At 70.9% G+C, this 18,253-nt stretch carries 16 protein-coding genes; 9 read left to right on the top strand and 7 right to left on the bottom strand.

Translation table 11 applies throughout. The annotated features are described in order from the left end of the window. Positions 1 to 14: 14 nt before the first annotated feature. Entirely contained in the window at positions 15 to 446 is a 432-nt protein-coding gene (locus OHS18_RS25950) for a MarR family winged helix-turn-helix transcriptional regulator (protein ID WP_247058446.1), read from the bottom strand. Positions 447 to 552: 106 nt separating this feature from the next. Here OHS18_RS25950 and OHS18_RS25955 point away from each other — a divergent pair, with 106 nt between their 5' ends. Beyond that, positions 553 to 1,125, top strand: coding sequence for a hypothetical protein (locus OHS18_RS25955; RefSeq protein ID WP_328612702.1), 573 nt, complete (start codon positions 553 to 555; stop codon positions 1,123 to 1,125). On the opposite strand, the gene OHS18_RS25960 is transcribed toward OHS18_RS25955, so the two are convergent. Next, positions 1,126 to 2,619 (bottom strand): NCS2 family permease, encoded by a 1,494-nt coding sequence (locus OHS18_RS25960; protein WP_326951682.1) that lies wholly within the window; start codon positions 2,617 to 2,619, stop codon positions 1,126 to 1,128. An 82-nt stretch (positions 2,620 to 2,701) separates the two neighbouring features. On the opposite strand from OHS18_RS25960, the gene OHS18_RS25965 reads away from it, so the two are divergent. Further along, positions 2,702 to 2,929 (top strand): DUF2530 domain-containing protein, encoded by a 228-nt coding sequence (locus OHS18_RS25965; RefSeq protein ID WP_328618582.1) that lies wholly within the window; start codon positions 2,702 to 2,704, stop codon positions 2,927 to 2,929. Positions 2,930 to 2,941: 12 nt separating this feature from the next. Here the strand turns inward: OHS18_RS25965 and OHS18_RS25970 are convergent, their stop codons facing one another. Continuing rightward, positions 2,942 to 5,761: a sacsin N-terminal ATP-binding-like domain-containing protein gene (locus tag OHS18_RS25970; protein WP_328612703.1), complete on the bottom strand. Its 2,820-nt coding sequence runs from the start codon at positions 5,759 to 5,761 to the stop codon at positions 2,942 to 2,944. After that, complete coding sequence (locus OHS18_RS25975) at positions 5,758 to 8,106, bottom strand: DUF3027 domain-containing protein (RefSeq protein WP_328612704.1); 2,349 nt, start codon at positions 8,104 to 8,106, stop codon at positions 5,758 to 5,760. Before OHS18_RS25975 ends, OHS18_RS25970 begins: the two co-directional genes overlap by 4 nt. Before the next feature lie 51 nt (positions 8,107 to 8,157). Between OHS18_RS25975 and OHS18_RS25980 the strand changes: the two genes are divergently transcribed. From OHS18_RS25980 to OHS18_RS25990, 3 genes are read left to right on the top strand one after another with little or no spacing between them, the layout of a single operon-like run. Beyond that, on the top strand, positions 8,158 to 8,928 hold the full coding sequence (locus OHS18_RS25980) for a glutaminyl-peptide cyclotransferase (protein ID WP_328612705.1): 771 nt from the start codon (positions 8,158 to 8,160) through the stop codon (positions 8,926 to 8,928). A gap of 50 nt (positions 8,929 to 8,978) precedes the next feature. Further along, positions 8,979 to 10,961 carry an MFS transporter gene (locus OHS18_RS25985; RefSeq protein ID WP_328612706.1) on the top strand — a complete coding sequence of 661 codons (1,983 nt, stop codon included), beginning with the start codon at positions 8,979 to 8,981 and terminating at the stop codon, positions 10,959 to 10,961. A gap of 10 nt (positions 10,962 to 10,971) precedes the next feature. Continuing rightward, on the top strand, positions 10,972 to 11,445 hold the full coding sequence (locus OHS18_RS25990) for a DUF2771 family protein (RefSeq protein ID WP_328448310.1): 474 nt from the start codon (positions 10,972 to 10,974) through the stop codon (positions 11,443 to 11,445). Positions 11,446 to 11,449: 4 nt separating this feature from the next. On the opposite strand, the gene OHS18_RS25995 is transcribed toward OHS18_RS25990, so the two are convergent. After that, positions 11,450 to 11,839: a cold-shock protein gene (locus tag OHS18_RS25995; RefSeq protein WP_323325665.1), complete on the bottom strand. Its 390-nt coding sequence runs from the start codon at positions 11,837 to 11,839 to the stop codon at positions 11,450 to 11,452. A gap of 133 nt (positions 11,840 to 11,972) precedes the next feature. Between OHS18_RS25995 and OHS18_RS26000 the strand changes: the two genes are divergently transcribed. Then, on the top strand, positions 11,973 to 12,209 hold the full coding sequence (locus tag OHS18_RS26000) for a hypothetical protein (protein ID WP_328448308.1): 237 nt from the start codon (positions 11,973 to 11,975) through the stop codon (positions 12,207 to 12,209). Between the two features lie 55 nt (positions 12,210 to 12,264). On the opposite strand, the gene OHS18_RS26005 is transcribed toward OHS18_RS26000, so the two are convergent. Beyond that, positions 12,265 to 12,888, bottom strand: coding sequence for an HAD family hydrolase (locus OHS18_RS26005; RefSeq protein ID WP_328448306.1), 624 nt, complete (start codon positions 12,886 to 12,888; stop codon positions 12,265 to 12,267). Positions 12,889 to 12,982: 94 nt separating this feature from the next. Between OHS18_RS26005 and OHS18_RS26010 the strand changes: the two genes are divergently transcribed. After that, entirely contained in the window at positions 12,983 to 13,582 is a 600-nt protein-coding gene (locus OHS18_RS26010) for a TetR/AcrR family transcriptional regulator (RefSeq protein WP_328448304.1), read from the top strand. Beyond that, positions 13,579 to 14,547, top strand: coding sequence for a R2-like ligand-binding oxidase (locus tag OHS18_RS26015; protein ID WP_328448302.1), 969 nt, complete (start codon positions 13,579 to 13,581; stop codon positions 14,545 to 14,547). The genes OHS18_RS26010 and OHS18_RS26015 overlap by 4 nt, the downstream gene beginning before the upstream one ends. 156 nt (positions 14,548 to 14,703) lie before the next feature. On the opposite strand, the gene OHS18_RS26020 is transcribed toward OHS18_RS26015, so the two are convergent. Continuing rightward, positions 14,704 to 16,362: an AMP-binding protein gene (locus OHS18_RS26020; protein ID WP_328612707.1), complete on the bottom strand. Its 1,659-nt coding sequence runs from the start codon at positions 16,360 to 16,362 to the stop codon at positions 14,704 to 14,706. Positions 16,363 to 16,624: 262 nt separating this feature from the next. Here OHS18_RS26020 and OHS18_RS26025 point away from each other — a divergent pair, with 262 nt between their 5' ends. After that, the gene (locus OHS18_RS26025; RefSeq protein WP_328612708.1) at positions 16,625 to 18,247 is read left to right on the top strand and encodes an AAA family ATPase; all 1,623 of its coding nucleotides are present in this window, start codon (positions 16,625 to 16,627) and stop codon (positions 18,245 to 18,247) included. The last annotated feature ends 6 nt before the right edge of the window (positions 18,248 to 18,253 follow it).

Consider the following 18,253-nt stretch of genomic DNA (forward strand, 5'->3'; position numbering starts at 1 on the left):
GGTGGTCACCGTGGCTAGTTCCCCGCCATCCTGTCGATGATTTCGGCGGCTTTCGAGAGCACTTCACGCTCTTCGTCACCGAGATCGGCCAATTGCCTGTCCAGCCACGCCTCCCGCACGGAGATGGCCCGCTGAACGTAGGCCAGCCCGCTCTCGGACAACTCGACGATGGCCTGCCGGCCGTCGGTCGGGTGCGGCCGCCGCTCGACGAACTTCATCTCCTCGAGCGCGGCGATCACCCTCGTCATCGAGGGCGGCTGGACGCCTTCCTTCGCGGCGAGCTGACCCGGGGTCAGCGCACCGCACTTGTGCAAGGTGGACAGCGCGGCGACCTGCGTCAACGTCAGATCGTCCCCGACGCGCTGTGCCCGCAGCCGGCGGTTGAGCCGGACCACCGCGAGACGCAGACGGCTCGCCAAGGAGCGTTCGTGCGTGTCGCCGGACATATAGTTAGCATACCTTACGAAACTTCGTCCCTTCAGGTGATCTCCGTCAACCCGCAACCCCGGAGACGTTCACGCGTCCTTCCCGAGGGAGAAACCTGGGGGTCCGGTGAACAAGAAACTGGTGGGTTCGGCCGTGGTCGGCGCGGCGATCCTGGCCATCGTGGTGGCGCAGTTCTGGCGCGGCGAAGAGGCTCCGGCGGCCGCGCCGCCGCCACCCGCGCCGACGACCACCACGCTGCCGTACCAGGCGACCTTAGAGGCCTACAACTTCCCCGACGTCGCCGGCGGGCGCGGCTGGTCGATCCAGATCCCGGTCCCGTCGGGCTGGAGCGTGACCCACGAGAACGACCGCGCGAGCTACCGCAGCGGTCACCTCCTCCTGGAGACCGACAAGGTGCCGATCTCGCAAGAAGACGCGCTGAGCGGACTCCAAGCCATCGCCGCGAAGGCGCACCAGGACGGCTCGGTCGTCAAGCCCGTGCAGGCCGGCGACTTCGGGGACGCGGCGGAATGGGACTACACCTATCTCCGCGACGGCCGCGACCCCGAACGGGTCGCGATCATCGGGCTCGGCGCGGGCGACAGCCTCGTCACGATCCGCTACGAGGCACCGCCCGCCGAGTTCGACCCCGACCGCGGCGTGCTGGACGCCGCGATGAAGGTCAGCGCGCCGGGCTGATCAGCTGAACGCCGCCTGGATCGGGCCGACCGCGAAGTACGCGACGAACGCCACCGCGATCACCCACATCAGCGGGTGCACCTGGCGCGCCTTGCCGGTGGCCGCGCGGATCACGACGTAGCTGACGAAGCCCGCGCCGATGCCGTTCGCGATCGAGTACGTGAACGGCATGACGACGATGGTCAGGAACGCCGGCAGCGCGATCGCGTAGTCGGTGAAGTCGATGTCGCGCACCTGCGCCATCAGCATCGCGCCGACCACGACCAGCGCCGGCGCGGCCGCTTCGACCGGCACCACCTGGTAGAGCGGCGTCAGGAACATCGCGGCGATGAACAGCACGCCGGTGACGACGTTCGCCAGGCCCGTCCGGGCGCCTTCGGCGATGCCGGCCGCCGATTCGACGAACACCGTGTTCGAGCTGGCCGAACCGAAACCGCCGGCCGCGCCCGCGAGGCCCTCGACGAACAGCGCCTTGCCGACGTTCGGCAGCTGGCCGTCCTTCGTGATCAGCCCGGCTTCCTTGCCCAGGCCGGTCATGGTGCCCATGGCGTCGAAGAAGTCGGCCAGCACCAGCGTGAACACCAGCAGGCAGACGGTGATGATCGGCAGCCGCGTCCACGCGCCGAACGAGACGTCGCCGACGAGCGAGAGGTTCGGCAGGCCGAGCACCTGGTCCGGCAGCGCCGGGTAGCCGAGGTTCCAGCCCTTCGGGTTCGTGCCCTTCGACGGCCCGGCCTTGACGATCGCCTCGACCACGATCGCCAGCACCGTCGAGGACAGCACGCCGATCAGGATCGCGCCCTTGACCTTGCGCACCACCAGGATGCCGGTGATCAGCAGGCCGACGACGAACACCGCGGTCGGCCAGGACGCGATCGAGCCGTTGATGCCCAGGCCGACCGGGACGGTGGTGTGCGCGTCGTCCGGCAGCCGCCGGACGAACCCGGCGTCGACCAGGCCGATCAGGCAGATGAACACGCCGATGCCGACGGCGATCGCCGACTTCAGCGACGCCGGCACGGCCTTGAACACCGCCGTGCGGAAGCCGGTGAGCACGAGCGCGACGATGATGACGCCCTCGATGACGACCAGGCCCATCGCTTCGGGCCAGGTCATCTGCGGAGCGATGGTGACCGCGACCAGGCTGTTGATGCCCAGGCCGGTGGCGATGGCGAACGGGTAGTTCGCGACCAGGCCCATCAGGATCGTCATGACCCCGGCGACCAGCGCGGTGACGGCGGCGACCTGCGGCACGGGCAGGATCCCGCCGAGCAGGTCCTTGTGCGCGGCCGCGTCGTCCGGCGCGAAACTGCCGATGATCAGCGGGTTCAGCACCACGATGTAGGCCATCGTCACGAAGGTGACCAGGCCGCCGCGCAGTTCGCGCGGGACGGTCGACCCCCGCTCGGTGATCTTGAAGAACCGGTCCAGTGTGGACGTCCCGGTGCCGGCCGCCTCCGGCGTCCCGGTGGGGGTCGTCTCCTGCTCCGCCATTCGCCTGCCCATTCTCTCGCTGCTGCGGAGTACCCTGCACCTCGTGAGTGATCCGAGCAATCCACCGGAGGTTACGGGCTCGTTGCGGCACACGCCGGAGCTGCCCAAGAGGCTGACCGACCTGACGCCGGTGGTGATCGTAGGCACCACGATCTGGACTGTCGCGCTGGTGGTGCTCTTCTTCACGACTTCGGGGCTGTGGGTGCAGACGGCGCTGGCCGGGTTCGTGCTCGGCTTCGTCGGGCTGGCGATCATCCTGTGGCAGCGCGCCGCCGCCCGCCGCGGCTCGAAGTCCGCGCAGCGGGTCTGAGTTCTCCGGCGCTTACGCCAGCAGCGTCCGCGGTGACGGGTCGTCGAGCAGCGCCGTGATGAGGTGCCGGTCCGGCCAGCGCCCGGTCGCCCAGGCGAACGCGCGGGCCAGACCCTCCGACGTGTCGGCCGCGTGCAGCCGGCCGTCGGACCACCACTGGACGTCGTGCTCGGTGAGCTGGATCGACACGGTCAGCGGATCGTGCACCAGCACGCCGCCGTCCGGCAGCCGGATCCCGAGCTGCTCGGCGACGAGCTTGAGCGCGGGCAGCTCGGCCCACGGCGCGTACTCGCCCTCGCTGATGATCTCGGCGGGGGTGGTGCTCGCCGGCGGCAGGTCGAGCAGGTCCGCGAGGCGGTCCGGCTCTTCGGGCGCGACAACGTACTGATCCGGTTCGAGCGCCCCGGCGACCCACGGCACGTCCAGGACCAGCGCGTCTTCGACGACGGACCCGTCCGCGGCCCGGACGGCGTCCGGCGCGCCGGGATCGAACCCGGACTGGACGACGGCGTCGTAGGCACGCGTGGCCAGGCCGGCCGAGATCGTGCGGTCCGGGTCGCCGAGCCGGCGCAGGACGTCCGCCGCCTCGTCCACTGTGGACAGTGTGAGATCTTTACGCACTCCGGCGATCCGGAGCAGGTCGTCGGTCAGGCCGACGTCGGGGACCTCGTCGTAGAGCCCGGCGAGGTCGGCATCCGGCAGCCGCCACTCGTTCGGCGCCAGCCCGCCGAGCACGGCGTACTGCGCGATCCACCAGGCGGCGTGTCCACCGGGCGTGCGCAGGGCGTGCCACGTCTCGGGCCGCGCTGCGAGCAAACGCAGCGCCGCGGGCCAGGAATCGTCGGCGACGAGGTCGAGATCCCGGATGGCGAGGAGCGTCGACGGCGGCTCGGCGCGCGCGTCCCACCAGGCTTCTTCGTCCGGCAGGTCGTGGTCGGGTTCGTGCGGCTCGTCGTCGGTCACCAGCGCGAACGAATCGAGCACGCCGACGGCTTTCAGCGTCTCGGCCGGCCAGTCTCCGGCAAAGTCCTCGTCGAGGACGTCGAGTGTGCCGTCCTCCTCGAAGACCTCTTCGTCGAAGATGTCGATGAGCGGCGACGCCGGGAGCACGAGCTCGTCGGCGCGGCGCCAGGTGTCGGTGGCGGGCAACGCGAGCGCGCCGGTCCACTGTGGAGCATCGTCACCGCAGTCGGCGATCAGCCTGAGGACGGCACCGGCGAGCGTCGTCCCGTCCAGCCCGGACCGGACGTCCTCGACACTGCGTTCGACGGCGTCGCGCAGCTGATCGGCGTTGAGCAGCTCGCGCGCGTCGGCGTGCTTGGCGCCCAACCGTTCCAGCAACGGGTGCGATGCCGCGGGGTGCACCAGCCGCAGCCCCGGGATGTCCACATCGGACAGAAGATCGAGGAGTTCGGCCGAGCCGTCGACCAGCAGGCTGCCTCGCGCACCCGGCAACGTGCGGCCGTCGGAAAGCGGCACGGGCAGGCCGTCAAGCCGGGCCGCCGCGAGCGCGTGGGATTCGACGGCGATGTTCAGCGCCTGGTAGACGTCGTGCCACCAGGACGGCTCCCGGGTGGCGCCGGTAAGCGTTTCCAGCACCTCTTCGATGCTGATCACCTGCACAGAAACAGCCTTGAGCGCACTGGCAGGCGGCGCTTCGGCGAGCAGATCGGGAACGACGTCGGCCAGCAAGGCGGCCAGCCCGGGCACGTCGACGTCGATCACGCGCGCCTGACGACCAGAGACTTCACGGCCGTCCTGAGTGGACAGCCACGGCTCGGTGGCCAGCTGCGCCAGCACGTCTTCCCGGAGTTGCGCATCCACTGTGGACTTCGGAAACCCGGGGACGGGCACCAGCGCGAACCGGCGTTCCGGCGGCAGCAACCGGACCAGTCCGACGTACTCTTTCGCGGCCTTTTCGAGCGCCCGCTTGAGCTCTTCGCCGGGCAGCGCCCGCCGTCGCGACGGCTCGACCGGCACCGGCGCCAGCAGCCGGGCGGGCAACGAAAGCCCGTCGTCGGTGGGGGTGGGCGCGTGCAGGACGTCTTCTTCGAGCGGGATCGGAGTCCCCTGGGCGTCGACCGGGACGGCCCAGACGACGTCACCGCGATGAGTCAGCCAGCGGGTTTCCTTTTCCGGCCCACGAATCTCGACGACGTCCTGGTCAGCCGTGCGAGTCCACACACGACCGTCCACATCGACCTCACCCAGCCACGGCAGGGCGAGCAGAAGGTCACCGATGTCCTTGCCCAGCTCGTCGAGGAGGGCTTGCCCATCGACGTCGCTTCGCAACGGCAGGCGAACTTCGGTGTCGAACCCCGCCGGAACAGGGGTTTCGACGGGCCACGGCAGCCGCAGCACGGGAACGTCACCGTCGATCCCCGCGGCTTCACGGGTGCGATCGGCGGAGAAGACCACGCCACCGGTAGTGCTCAGAACCTGCGCCTCATCGGCAACGGTGCGGACAGCGGCAAACCCGACCCCGAACCGCCCGACGGTGTCCCCGGTCTTCCCCGACGCCCGCAGCGACGCAAGTGAGGCGACACCCCGAGCGTCAAGGGGTGCGCCGGTGTTGGCGAACCGGAGCTGTCCGTCCACAAGAGACACCCGAACGCGCCCCGGCACACCGGCCGCCATGGCGGCGTCGGCGGCGTTCTGCGCGAGCTCGACGAAGAGGCGATCCCGATAGGCCCCGACGCGGAGGTCCCGCTCGACGTTGGTGTCCTCGGTGAGCCGAGTGGGCGAGTCCCGCCAGGCACGCAGGGTCGCGTCCCGAAGCCGCCCGGTACCAAAGGGATCGGCGACGGGCGGCTCAGCAGTCGAACCGCTCACCGCTCGCCGCGGTGATCGGTCTCGGTGACGTCGTGGTGCTTGGCTCCGGTTTCGGCGGCGCCGACCTGGTGCTGCGCGGCATCGGCTTCGGTGGCCGAGTGCTGTGCGGTCTCGGCTTCCCGCGCCGCGGTCCCGGTGGCGTCGGGCTGTGCGGCTCCGCTTTCCGTGGCGTCGGCTTCGTTGGCGTCGGCCTGGGTCGGCTCGGCGACAGCAGCATCGGTCACGTCGGTCTGGGCAGGCTCAGCTTCAGCGCGTTCCGGAACCGCGCCGGCCTCGGACCCGTCTGCCCGCGACTCGGCGGTCTCGGTGACAACCGAATCGGTCAGCGCGGCTTCCGGCACCTCAGCCGGAGCAGGCTCGGCCGCTACGGGCAACTCGGCGGCCGCAGCATCGTCGGCCTCGACCACCTGCGGCTCAGCCGCCGCTTCGGCTTGAACCGGCTCCGCGGATTCGCCCACCACGGTCTGCCCAGCCTCGGGCGCACCAGCCGGCAACTCGGCAACATCAACCCGGGCCGGCTCAGTCACCTCAGCCTCGGCCACGATCGGCTCGGCTGCCGCATCCTGCGGTTCGGCGACCACATCGGTCACCTCGACCCGCGTCGGCTCTTCAGCCGCCGGCGCATCGGCAACCATGGTGTCCGCCGCGGCGATCTCCGGCGAAACCGGTTCGGCAACCGCGGAGTTCGCAATCTCGGTCACCTGCGGCTCAACCGCCGCAGTCCGGTCCTCGGACGAAACCGCTTCGGGCTGCCCGACAAGCGCGGCATCCCCGGCCTTGGCCGCAACACCCTGCTCGGCCTCGGGCGTAGCAACCGCCCCTCCGGTCGGCTCCGACACCTCTGCCGCCGGCGGCTCAGCCTCAGGCACGACGGCCTGCGGCCCGGCAACCGCATCGGTCACCTCGGACTGGGTCGGCTCCGACACCTCTGCCGCCAGCGGCTCAGCCTCAGGCACAACGGCCTGCGGCTCGGCAACCGCATCGGTCACCTCGGACTGGGTCGGCTCCGACACCTCTGCCGCCAGCGGCTCAGCCTCAGGCACAACGGCCTGCGGCTCGGCAACCGCATCGGTCACCTCGGACTGGGTCGGCTCCGCCACCAGCTCGGCATTTGCGGTCGCCACCTCCGGCTCCGTCGCAGCCGCCACCGCTTCCGCCGCAACCGGCTCAGCCGCAGCGGCCTCAGCCCCCGTAGCCAGTGGTTCCGCCGCCGACGGCTGCGCCACAGCTTCCGCCGCAATCGGCTCAGCCTCCGCAGCCTTGGTCTCCGCCGCCAGCTGCTCCGGCTCCGCGGCAGCCTCCGCGGCCACCACCGGCTCCTCGGCCTCCGCCGCAGCCACCCCGGCTTCCGCCGCAATCGACTCCGCAGCCGCCGCTTCCGCGACCTCCGGCTCAACCTCCGCCGGCGACAGGTCAGCCTCGGTCACCGCCGTCTCGGGCTCCGCGGCCGGGGACTCCACCACCTCCGTGGCCTCGACCACCGCGACCGCCTCGACCTCGGCCACCGTCGGGTCTGCCACCGTTCCCTCGGCTCGCTCCCCGTCCGCCGGGACGACCGGGGCGGCAGCAGCAGCCGGCTCGACCGCGGCGGGAGTGTCGAAGTCCAGCAAAGAGTCGTCGTAGACCAGCTCGGCCACCGGGATCGACGAGGTCACCTCGACCTCTACCTCGGAGTGCGCGCCGCAGCCGTACTCGACGTCCACCACGTGGCCGTCCGCTGGGGCGATGTCGTTCGTGCACGCTCCGAAGCCGCCGCGCAACGAACCGGCCAGCGGGACGAAGAAGCCGCATGTCCCGCAAACGCCCGGCGCCGAGCGCGCCATGTCCGAGCGGGGGCCGAACTCGCCGCCGTGCCAGCGGGTCGCCGCGTCTTCGCGGCCGAAGCGGGACAGGACGTGGATGCGGCCCAAGCCCGTCTCGCGGGCGACCTCCTCCACCGCCGGGTCGTCCGACTGGAGGTACGCCGGGGCCAGGCGGGGGTCGCTGTCGTCCGTCGGGAAGATGTCGCCGACGCCGAGGTCACCCGCGCGGACGCGGCGTTCCCACGGCACCCACGCCGGCGCGATGCGCGCCTCGGGGCCCGGCACCAGGACGACCTCGCTGACCGTCACCGGCTCGTCGTCGCCCGCCAGCGCGACCGTCACGCACCAGCGCCAGCCGCGGTAGCCGGGCACCTGCGCCTCGAACAGGTGACTCGCCGAGACCGCGTCCTCCCGGCCGGCGCCGACGTGGGCACCGATCTGCTCCTCGGGCGCTTCCTCCAGCACCGCGGCACGCGCGAACTCCACCGCATCGGCGAGTTTGCGCTGCACGGAGCCGTCGTCCAGGGTCAGCAGCAGAGTCATGCGGCCAATTGTGCCGCACGCACCCGCGGCGCCCGTGCCAGGCTGTTCTACGTGCGCACGCCGATCCTCACCACACTGCTGCTGGCCGCCGCGCTCGGCGGCTGCGCGGGCACTCCCGCCACGCCGCCCGGCCCGGAACAACTCACGGTCCAGGTGGTCTCGACGCTGCCGCACGACCCCGCCGCGTTCACCGAAGGCCTCGAGTTCGCCGGCGACACGCTCTACGAAAGCACCGGCCTGGCCGGCAGCTCGCAGCTGACCGCGGGACCGGCCGGCGGGCCGCCCGCGGTCGAGGCCACGCTCCCGGCGCCCCTCTTCGGCGAAGGCGTCACCGTGCTCGGCCCGACGCTCTGGCAGCTCACCTGGCAAGACGGTTTCGCGATCGAACGCGACACCAAAACCCTCGCGGAGCTACGGCGCGTGCCGTTCCAAGGTGAGGGCTGGGGGCTGTGCCACCAGGACAGCGGCCGGCTGGTGATGAGCAACGGCTCGTCGTGGCTGACCTTCCGCGACCCGAAGACCTTCGCCGTGACCGGCAGTGTCGACGTCGGCCGCGATCAGCTCAACGAGCTGGAGTGCGTCGGCGGCGACGTCTACGCAAACGTTTGGCACACCGGCACCATCCTGCGGATCGACGCCGCCACCGGGCACGTCACCGCGACGATCGACGCAGGTCAGCTGCGTGCGCAGGCGAACGCGACCGACCCGGAAGCCGTGCTCAACGGGATCGCCGCCGTTCCCGGAACCGGTGGCGAATTCCTGCTGACCGGGAAGCAGTGGCAGGTCACGTTCCGGGTGAGGTTCGTCCCGGCTCCGGCGTGAAAGCACGGATGAGCAGGCGGAAGCGACCTTCGGTAAGGCAGGATTGGGACGTGGCACTCTTCGGCTCCCGCTCCGACTCCGACGGCTCACGCACCGGCCGGTCGGGTCAGCAGCGCGGCCGGAAGAGCAAGCGGCGCTGGACGCCGGAGCCGGGCGCGGCGCAGGCCCGCTCCTGGCGGGAGGCCACGCCGACCCGGGTCGACCGCCCGGCCGCGCCCCCGGCGAACCCCACCCGGGTCGACCGTCCGGTCGCGCCACCGCCCGTCGCCCCGCGCGCCGAACGTCCCGGCCCGCCGCCCCCCAGGCAGGACCCGCCGGGTAGCTACTACGACGACGTCCGGCCGCAGCCGCCGCGCGTCCCGAACGCGAACGAAGCCCCGACGGCCGCCGCGCCGACAGGACACCGGCCCCCTCCGCCGCGCGGAGCCCGGCCCTATCCGCCGCCGCACGACCCGAACCGCACCGAGCAGGTCCGCCGCGAGCCACCCCCGCCGGGTGGCTTCTACCAGGGTGAACGCCGTCCCGGCAGCGGTGAGTACGAGCACTACGACACCGGTGGTTACGCCGGTGAGCCGCGTCCGCCCGAGCCCGAACCCGAGCCGCGCGAGGAACCGCGGACCCCGGGTGGCACGCCGAAGCTGCCGAAGAAGATCACCGTCACGCGGGTGGCGGCGATGCGCAGCCGGCAGCTGACCGGCCAGGCCGTCGGCGCGTTCCAACGCGCGACGAAGGCCGACGGCGCCGAAAAGTCCGGCCTGACCTCCCTGACCTACGCCGTGATGCTGAACTACGCCAGCGACGCGGCGATGGCGATCGCGCTGGCCAACACTCTGTTCTTCGCGGCGACCAGCGGCGAGAGCAAGGGCAAGGTGGCGCTCTACCTGCTCATCACGATCGCGCCGTTCGCGCTGGTCGCGCCGGTGATCGGGCCCGCGCTCGACAAGGTGCAGCGCGGCCGGCGCCTCGCGATGTGCGCGTCGTCGATCGGCCAGGGCCTGATGGCCGTCGTGATGGCGCTGCACTTCGACGACTGGCTGCTCTACCCGGCCGCGCTCGGGATGATGGTGCTCTCGAAGTCGTTCACCGTGCTCAAGGCCGCCGTGACACCGCGGGTGCTGCCGTCCGAGATCACGCTGTCCAAGACCAACGCCCGGCTGACGACGTTCGGCCTGATCGCCGCCGGCACGTTCGGCGCCCTGGCCAGCGGCATCAACGGGATCACCGGCGCCGCGGGCGCGCTGTGGTTCACCGCGCTGATCTGCGTCGCCGCGGCGGTGCAGTCGATGCGGATCCCGGCCTGGGTCGAGGCGACCGAAGGTGAAGTCCCGACCTCGCTGTCGGCGCACCCGACCGAGAAGAAGCGGCGTCAGCCGATGGGGCGCCACATCGTCGTCGCCCTGTGGGGCAACGGCTCGGTGCGTGTGCTCACCGGCTTCCTCATGATGTTCGCCGCGTTCGCGGTGAAGGCCCAGACCGAAGGCACCGGGCAGACGCCGTTCACGCAGCTGCTGCTGCTCGGCGTGATCGGCGCCGCGGCGGGCGCCGGTGGCTTCCTCGGCAACGCGCTGGGCTCGCGGCTCAGCTTCGGCAGCCCCGACCAGGTGATCGTCGGCTGTGTGGCGGGCTGCGTGCTGGCCGCGCTGGTCGCGACCGTGCTGCCCGGCCTGGCGACGGCCGCGATCGTAGGCCTGGTCGGCGCGACGGCCAGCGCGCTGGCGAAGATCAGCCTCGACGCCGTGATCCAGGAAGACCTGCCCGAGGAGTCGCGCGCGTCGGCGTTCGGCCGCTCGGAGACGGTGCTGCAGCTGGCGTGGTGCCTCGGTGGCGGCGCCGGCCTGCTGCTGCCGCCGACGTACTGGATCGGCTTCCTCGTGATCACCGTCGTGCTGGCGGTCGGCTTGACCCAGACCTACCTGGTGCGCCGCGGCGGTTCGCTGCTGCCGGGCCTCGGCGGCGATCGTCCGCTGCGCCCCGAGCCGACCGGCAGCTTCCAGGCCCAGGGCCTGCCCGGGGACCCGAGGGCCCGCCGGTAGGCTCCGGCGCATGCGACGTTCCCGGGTGGTGGCCCTGCTTGCGGCCGGTGGGTTCGCGGTGGCCGGCTGCTCGGCACCCGGTCCGGCCGAGGTCACCTTCTTCGCCGACGGCCACACCATCAACGCCACGCCGACGGTCACCTGCGACTACTCGCAGCCGGCCCAGAACGTGTGCCGCACGGTGCGCCCGCCGGAAACACTGCGAGTACGGCCGGGCAAGCCGGTGCAGGTTTCGGTACCCGGCGAGGTGGCGGACGCGCCGTGGCGCGTCATCGTCGAGTACGTCACCCCGCAGGGCGAGTTCAAGCAGCGCGACCCGGTGCTGATCACCTCGCTGGACCGCTACGCCTACACGGTCACCCCGCCGACGCCCGCCGACCGCGTCTCCGCGGTCGAGATCCAGGCGTACTCGGCCGTGGTGAACTCGGCCACCGGCTCGGACATCATGCCGAGCGACTTCTGGGGTCTCCGGCTCGACGGCTAGCGGTTTAGGGGTCGAGGTCCCGGGCCACCGCGCGCATGATCTCGCCGATCTGCTTGGTGTTCTTCTTGTCCGGGTAGCGGTTGCGCCGCAGGTCCGGCTGCACCTTCAGCTCGATCAGCTTGATCATGTCCTCGATCAGGCCGTGCAGCTCCTCGGCCGGGCGACGGCGCGCCTCGGCGACGGACGGCGGCGGGTCGAGCAGCCGGACGGAGAGAGCCTGCGGGCCGCGGCGGCCGTCGGCGACGCCGAACTCGAGCCGTTGCCCGGCCTTGAGCCCCTCGACGCCCTGCGGCAGCGCGGCCTTGCGGATGTAGACGTCGGCGCCTCCGTCGTCCTGCGTGACGAAACCGAAGCCCTTCTCCACGTCGTACCACTTGACCTTGCCGGTCGGCACTTCCCTCACCAGTCCTTCTGCTGTCCCGCTCACGACGAACGCGCCCGGTGGGCGTACCCAGGGCGCGCTCCTGGAAGCGTATCTCGCCACATGCCCTGGGGAGAAGTCGATACCTGCGGATACCCTTTGATCCATGAAGACCGCGACAAAGGAGGCCGCCGTGGCCGCCCCCGGTAAACCGTTCCTCATGCGGATCGGCATCGGCCTCTTCGGCCTCGGCATGCTCGCTGTGCTGGCGGTGTTCATCATGTTCGCCGCCGGTCTGGAGAACCTGCCGGTGTGGCTGTCGGCCGCCGCCGGGATCATCACGCCGCTGGGCCTGCTGTTCGGCCTGATCGCCCTGGTCCGCGAAGCGCGGGCCAAGAAGTAGCAGCGCAGCTCCGCTGCTTCGTTGAGGGCGGCGGCGGGGGCATGGATGGAGTAGTTCAGGGCACCACGCTCCCCGCGTAGGTCCGCTCGAACCACTCCGGGAACTCGGTCAGCGAGTCGAACACCACGTCCGCGCCCTCGCTCAGCAGCAGGGCGCGATCGCAGGGACCCGTTGTGACGCCGACCGCGACCGCCCGGGCGGCGAGCGCGCCGCGGACGTCGCCGGCGTGATCTCCGACATACACCCGCGCGTCGTGGGCCAGCAGCGCTTCGGCCTTCCGCGTCGACCACAGCTCGCCGACGACCTCGTCGACGTCGAGGCCGAGCGCGTCCACGTGCAGCTGCGCGTTGGGCCCGTACTTGCCGGTGACGACGAGCGTGCGCCCGCCCGCGGCCCGCACCGCCCGCAGCGACTCGACCGCGCCGGGCAGCGCGACCGTGCTCGGCACGACCATGTCCGGGTACAGCGCGCGGAACCGGTCGACGAGGCCGGGGATGCGTTCCTCGGGCGCCTCGAAGCCGCGCAGGATGTCGTCGAGCGGCGGGCCGAGGTTGGCCGCGAACGCGTCGCCGTCCAGCGGCAGGCCGGATTCGACGCCGAGCGCGGTCATCGCCGCGGCCATGCCCGGCCGCGCGTCGATCAGTGTCATGTCGAGGTCGAACCCCACGGTGATGCCCACACCTGCACCGTAGCTGCCACCACCGACAGATTTACACGCCGTCTGATCATGTACAGCGTCTTGACAGCAGGGCGATCTGTGTCAAGGTGAGGATGTGACCAGCTTCACTGACCGGACCAAGGCGTCCCTCCGCGAAGCGCTGCTCGACGCGGCCGGGGACCTGCTGCCGGACCGCGGCTACGCGGCGCTGCGGATGGCCGACGTCGCGGCGAAGGCCGGGGTAAGCAGGCAGACCGTCTACAACGAGTTCGGCAACAAGGCGGCGCTGGCCCAGGCGGTGGCGCTGCGCACCGCGGCGGAGTTCCTCGACGGGATCCGGCAGCGGTTCGAGACGGCGGACGGCCTGCTGGCCGGCATCCACTGCGCCGTCGTCTACACGATCGAGCACGCGCGGGAGAACCGCCTGGTCGCGGCGGCGCTCGGCACCGAAGCCGGCGAAGACCTGCTGCCCCTGCTGACCACCAAGGGCGAGCCGATCCTGTCCGCGGCCGCCGAGCTCGCGGCCGAGCACTACCGCGAACTCGAGCCGGGCCTGTCGGCCGAGTCCGCCGCCCTGCTCGCGGAGACCGTCGTGCGGCTTTCGCTGTCGCACCTCGTGCTCCCCACGCACACCGCGGCGGAGGCGGCCGACGCCGTCACCGCCGTCCTGGCGCCCGCCATCCGGCATTTCGTCCACAATGGAGTGACACGATGACCGACACGCTCGCCGAACTGCGGACCGGCTTCTCTTCGCTGCGCAAGGGCGGCCTGAACTGGGACTCGTTCCCGCTGCGGTTGTTCGTCAAGGGCAACAAGAAGTTCTGGAACCCGGCCGATATCGACTTCGGCCGCGAGCGCGAAGGCTGGGACACGCTCAACCCCGAGCAGAAACGCAGCACGACGTACCTGGTCGCGCAGTTCATCGCGGGCGAAGAAGCCGTCACCGAAGACATCCAGCCGTTCATGCGGGCGATGTCGGCGACCGGCCGGTTCGGCGACGAGATGTACCTGACGCAGTTCTGCTTCGAAGAAGCCAAGCACACGGAAGTGTTCCGGCGCTGGATGGACGCCGTCGGGCTGACCGAGGACCTGCACCCGTACGTCGCCGAGAACCCGCACTACCGCAAGCTGTTCTACGAAGAGCTGCCGCAGTCGTTGCGGGCATTGGAGGACGATCCCAGCCCGCTCAACCAGATCCGGGCGAGCGTGACGTACAACCACGTCATCGAGGGCAGCCTCGCGCTGACCGGGTACTACTCGTGGCAGCTGATCTGCACCCAGCAGAACATCCTGCCGGGCATGCAGGAACTGGTCCGCCGCATCGGTGACGACGAGCGCCGGCACATGGCGTGGGGCACGTTCACCTGCCGCCGCCACGTCGCCGCGGACGACTCCCTGTGGGACGCGGTGCAGCAGCGGATGGGCGAGCTGCTTCCCCACGCGCTCAACATGATCCAGTGGGTGCAGGACCAGTTCGAGGAAGTGCCGTTCGACAACGACCCGGACGAGATCATCCAGTACGCGGCGGACCGCGCGCAGCGACGTCTGGGCGCGATCGAGTCGGCGCGCGGGATGCCGGTGGAGCAGATCGACCTGGACTACTCGCCGGAACAACTGGAGGACACGTTCGGCGAGGAGGACGAGAAGGCGATCGCGGAGGCGGCGGCCGCGGTTTCCTGACCCGCGTTTGCCGTGAGGGGCACCTTCAGGGCTTATCTGTCCCTGAGGGTGCCCCTCACGGCGTTTCAGCTCACCAGTCCCAGGCCAGGATGATCATCGCTCGGCCCTCCCTTCGCGGCACTTGCGAAGGGGTAACGCCCGAGCGCCCCGCGCGGTTTAGGCGTGCTTCGTCGCCGCAGCAGCCTCCAAGCCCAGCAGGGTGATCGACTTTTCGCGCATCTCCACCTTGCGGACCTTGCCCGTCACCGTCATCGGGAACTCCTCGACGACGTGGACGTACCGCGGGATCTTGTAGCGCGCGAGCTTCCCCTCGCAGAATTCACGCACCTTCGCCTCGGTCAACGGCGACGCGCCTTCGCGCATCTGCACCCACGCCATCAGCTCTTCGCCGTACTTCTCGTCCGGGACGCCGATGACCTGCGCGTCGAGGATGTCCGGGTGCGTGTAGAGGAACTCCTCGATTTCGCGCGGGTACAGGTTTTCGCCGCCGCGGATGACCATGTCCTTGATGCGGCCGGTGATGTTGACGTAGCCGTCGTCGTCCATGATCGCCAGGTCGCCGGTGTGCATCCAGCGGGCGGCGTCGATCGCCTCGGCCGTCTTGTCCGGCTGCTCCCAGTACCCGAGCATCACCGAATACCCGCGGGTGCACAGCTCGCCCGGCACGCCGCGCGGCACGGTCAGCCCGGTCTCCGGGTCGACGACCTTGCTCTCCAGGTGCGGCCCGACCCGGCCGACCGTCGAGACGCGGCGCTCGACCGAATCGTCCGAGCGGGTCTGCGTCGACACCGGGGACGTCTCGGTCATGCCGTAACAAATGGACACCTCGGCCATCCCCATCCGGTCGATGACCTGCTTCATCACCTCGACCGGGCACGGCGAACCGGCCATGATGCCGGTGCGCAGCGACGAGAGGTCGAAGCTCGCGAAGTCCGGGTGGTTCAGCTCGGCGATGAACATCGTCGGCACGCCGTAGAGCGAAGTGCACTGCTCGGCCGCGACGGCCTCCAGGGTCGCGCGAGGGTCGAACGCGGGCGCCGGGATGACCATGCACGCGCCGTGGCTGGTGCAGGCCAGGTTGCCCATCACCATGCCGAAGCAGTGGTAGAAGGGCACCGGGATGCAGACTTTGTCGGCTTCGGTGTAATTGCACAGCTCGCCGACGAAGTAGCCGTTGTTGAGGATGTTGTGGTGCGACAGGGTCGCGCCCTTCGGGAACCCGGTCGTGCCCGACGTGTACTGGATGTTGATCGGGTCGTCGGCCGAGAGCGCGGCCTGCAGCTCCCCCAGCTGTGCGGGCTCGCCCTGCCAGCCGGCGTCCATCAGCCTCTGCCAGCTCTCGCCGCCGAGCAGCACGACGTGCTCCAGCTGCGCGCACTTCCCCCGCACTTCCTCGACCATCGCGGGGTAGTCGGACGTCTTGAACTTGTCCGACGCCACCAGCAGCTTCACGCCGGCCTGGTTGAGCACGTACTCGAGCTCGTGCGAGCGGTACGACGGGTTGATGTTGACCAGGATCGCGCCGATCTTGGCCGTCGCGTATTGCAGGAACGTCCACTCGGCCCGGTTCGGCGACCAGATGCCGACGCGGTCACCCTTGCCGATGCCCCGCGCGACCAGGCCCAGCGCCAGCGCGTTCACCTCCGCGGCCAGCTCGCGGTAGGTCCACCGGCGGCCGGCGAACCGGTCGACCAGGGCGTCCCGGTCGCCGAAGGCCGCCACCGTCCGGTCGAAGTTGTCGCCGATGGTGTCCCCGAGCAGCGGGACCTCGGAGATCCCCGAGGCGTAGCTCGGCAGGGCGGGCGCGTCAGGCATGGTGCCTCCTGAAGTCTGCGGTGACTGCGACCGCAGTCTAGGAAACCCCAGCTCAGTGCGCCAACGTCGACGGCCGGCCTTCTACGCTCGCGGACACGAGCCCGACCTTCACGGCGTCCACCAATCGACATGGACCCGGCGCACACGGACCTCGGCAGCACGTGGCTCGGCACGTGAGTCCACAGTAGACGGATTCGGCGGATGATCCGGCCCCGGGCTCGGGCCGCTGGTAGCATCCGGACCCGAATCGAGGGGGCGATCGATGTCCGGCCAGGGGTTTCGCGACGAGCTGACCCAGTTGCTGCAGGCGCGCTATCCGCTGCTGGTCGTCGAAACGCACGAAGAGCAGCGGGTGGTGCGGGAGATCCGCGCGGTCGCGGAAGACAGCGCCCGGCTGCGCACGCCGCGGCGGGTGTACGTCTGGTCGTCGACCACCGGGCTGGCCCCGGCGGGCGGGCCGCCGATCGCCGACACACGCACCGCGTCCGCCGCGCTGGAGCGCGTCTACGGCTGGGGTGAGCCCGCCGTGTTCGTCTTCGCCGACCTGCACCCTTCGCTGGTTTCCGAGGGCGGGCACCGGCCCGACCCCGAGGTCGTGCGGCGGCTGCGCGAGCTCGCGGCCGCGTTCAAGACCCGGCCGGTGCCGCTGAGCCTGATCCTCGTGTCGCCGTCGCTGCCCGTGCCGCCCGAGCTGGAGCACGACGCCACCGTCGTCGAGTTCCCGCTGCCCGACCGGCAGCAGATCGGCGAGCTGCTCGACGGCATGGTCGCCGCGCACCGGCAGCACGTCCGGATCAGCATCGACCGGGACGACCGCGACATGATCGTCGCCGCCGCGCGCGGGCTGACGCTGCCGGAGGCCGAGAACGCGTTCGCCAGGGCGCTGGTCGAGGGCGGCGGGCTCGATCCCAGCGACCTCGAGCTGATCCTCGCCGAGAAACGCCAGGCCGTGCGCCGGTCCGGGATGCTCGACATCGTCCCGGCCGACACGGGCTTCGACGCCGTCGGCGGGCTCGACCGGCTCAAGCGGTGGCTGACCAAGCGCACCGGCACCTGGACGCCCGCCGCGTCCGCCTACAACCTGGCCGCACCGAAGGGGCTGCTGCTGTCCGGCGTCCCCGGCTGCGGCAAGAGCCTGTCCGCGGTGTGCGTCGCGAACATGTGGCGGCTGCCGCTGCTGCGCCTCGACCTGGGCCGCGTCTTCGCCGGGCTGGTCGGCTCCAGCGAGAAGAACATGCGCACGGTCATCCGCACCGCCGAGGGCATCGCGCCCTGCGTGCTGTGGGTCGACGAGATCGAGAAGGGCCTCGCCGGCGCGGGCGGCGGCGGTGACGGCGGCACCGCGCGGCGCGTGTTCGGCACGTTCCTGTCCTGGATGCAGGAGAAGACGGCGCCGGTGTTCGTGATGGCGACGGCGAACCAGGTCGACTCGCTGCCGCCGGAGTTCCTCCGCAAGGGCCGGTTCGACGAGATCTTCTTCGTCGACCTGCCCTCGACGCCGGAGCGCACCGCGATCTGGCGGATCCACCTGAACAAGCGCGTCACCGACGACTTCGTGCGCAGCGAGCTGAAGGTGGACGACGCGCTGTACGCCGAACTCGCCGACGTCAGCGCGGGGTACAGCGGCGCGGAGATCGAGCAGGCCGTGCTGTCCGGGCTCGTCGACGCGTTCGCCGAGAAGCGCCCGCTGCGCCGGGACGACCTGGTGCGGGCGGTGAAGTCGACGGTGCCGCTGTCGGTCACCCAGGCCGACGAGATCCTGGCCATCCGGCAGTGGGCGGAGACCCGCGCGGTCGCCGCCACGGACAACGACGCCGCTCCTGTCGCGCCCGTCGCCGCGCCGCCACGACCGGAGTCACCGAGGGGAAGGGCGATCGACGTATGACGCACC

This window comes from Amycolatopsis sp. NBC_00355, from assembly GCF_036104975.1.
Classification (GTDB): Bacteria; Actinomycetota; Actinomycetes; order Mycobacteriales; family Pseudonocardiaceae; genus Amycolatopsis.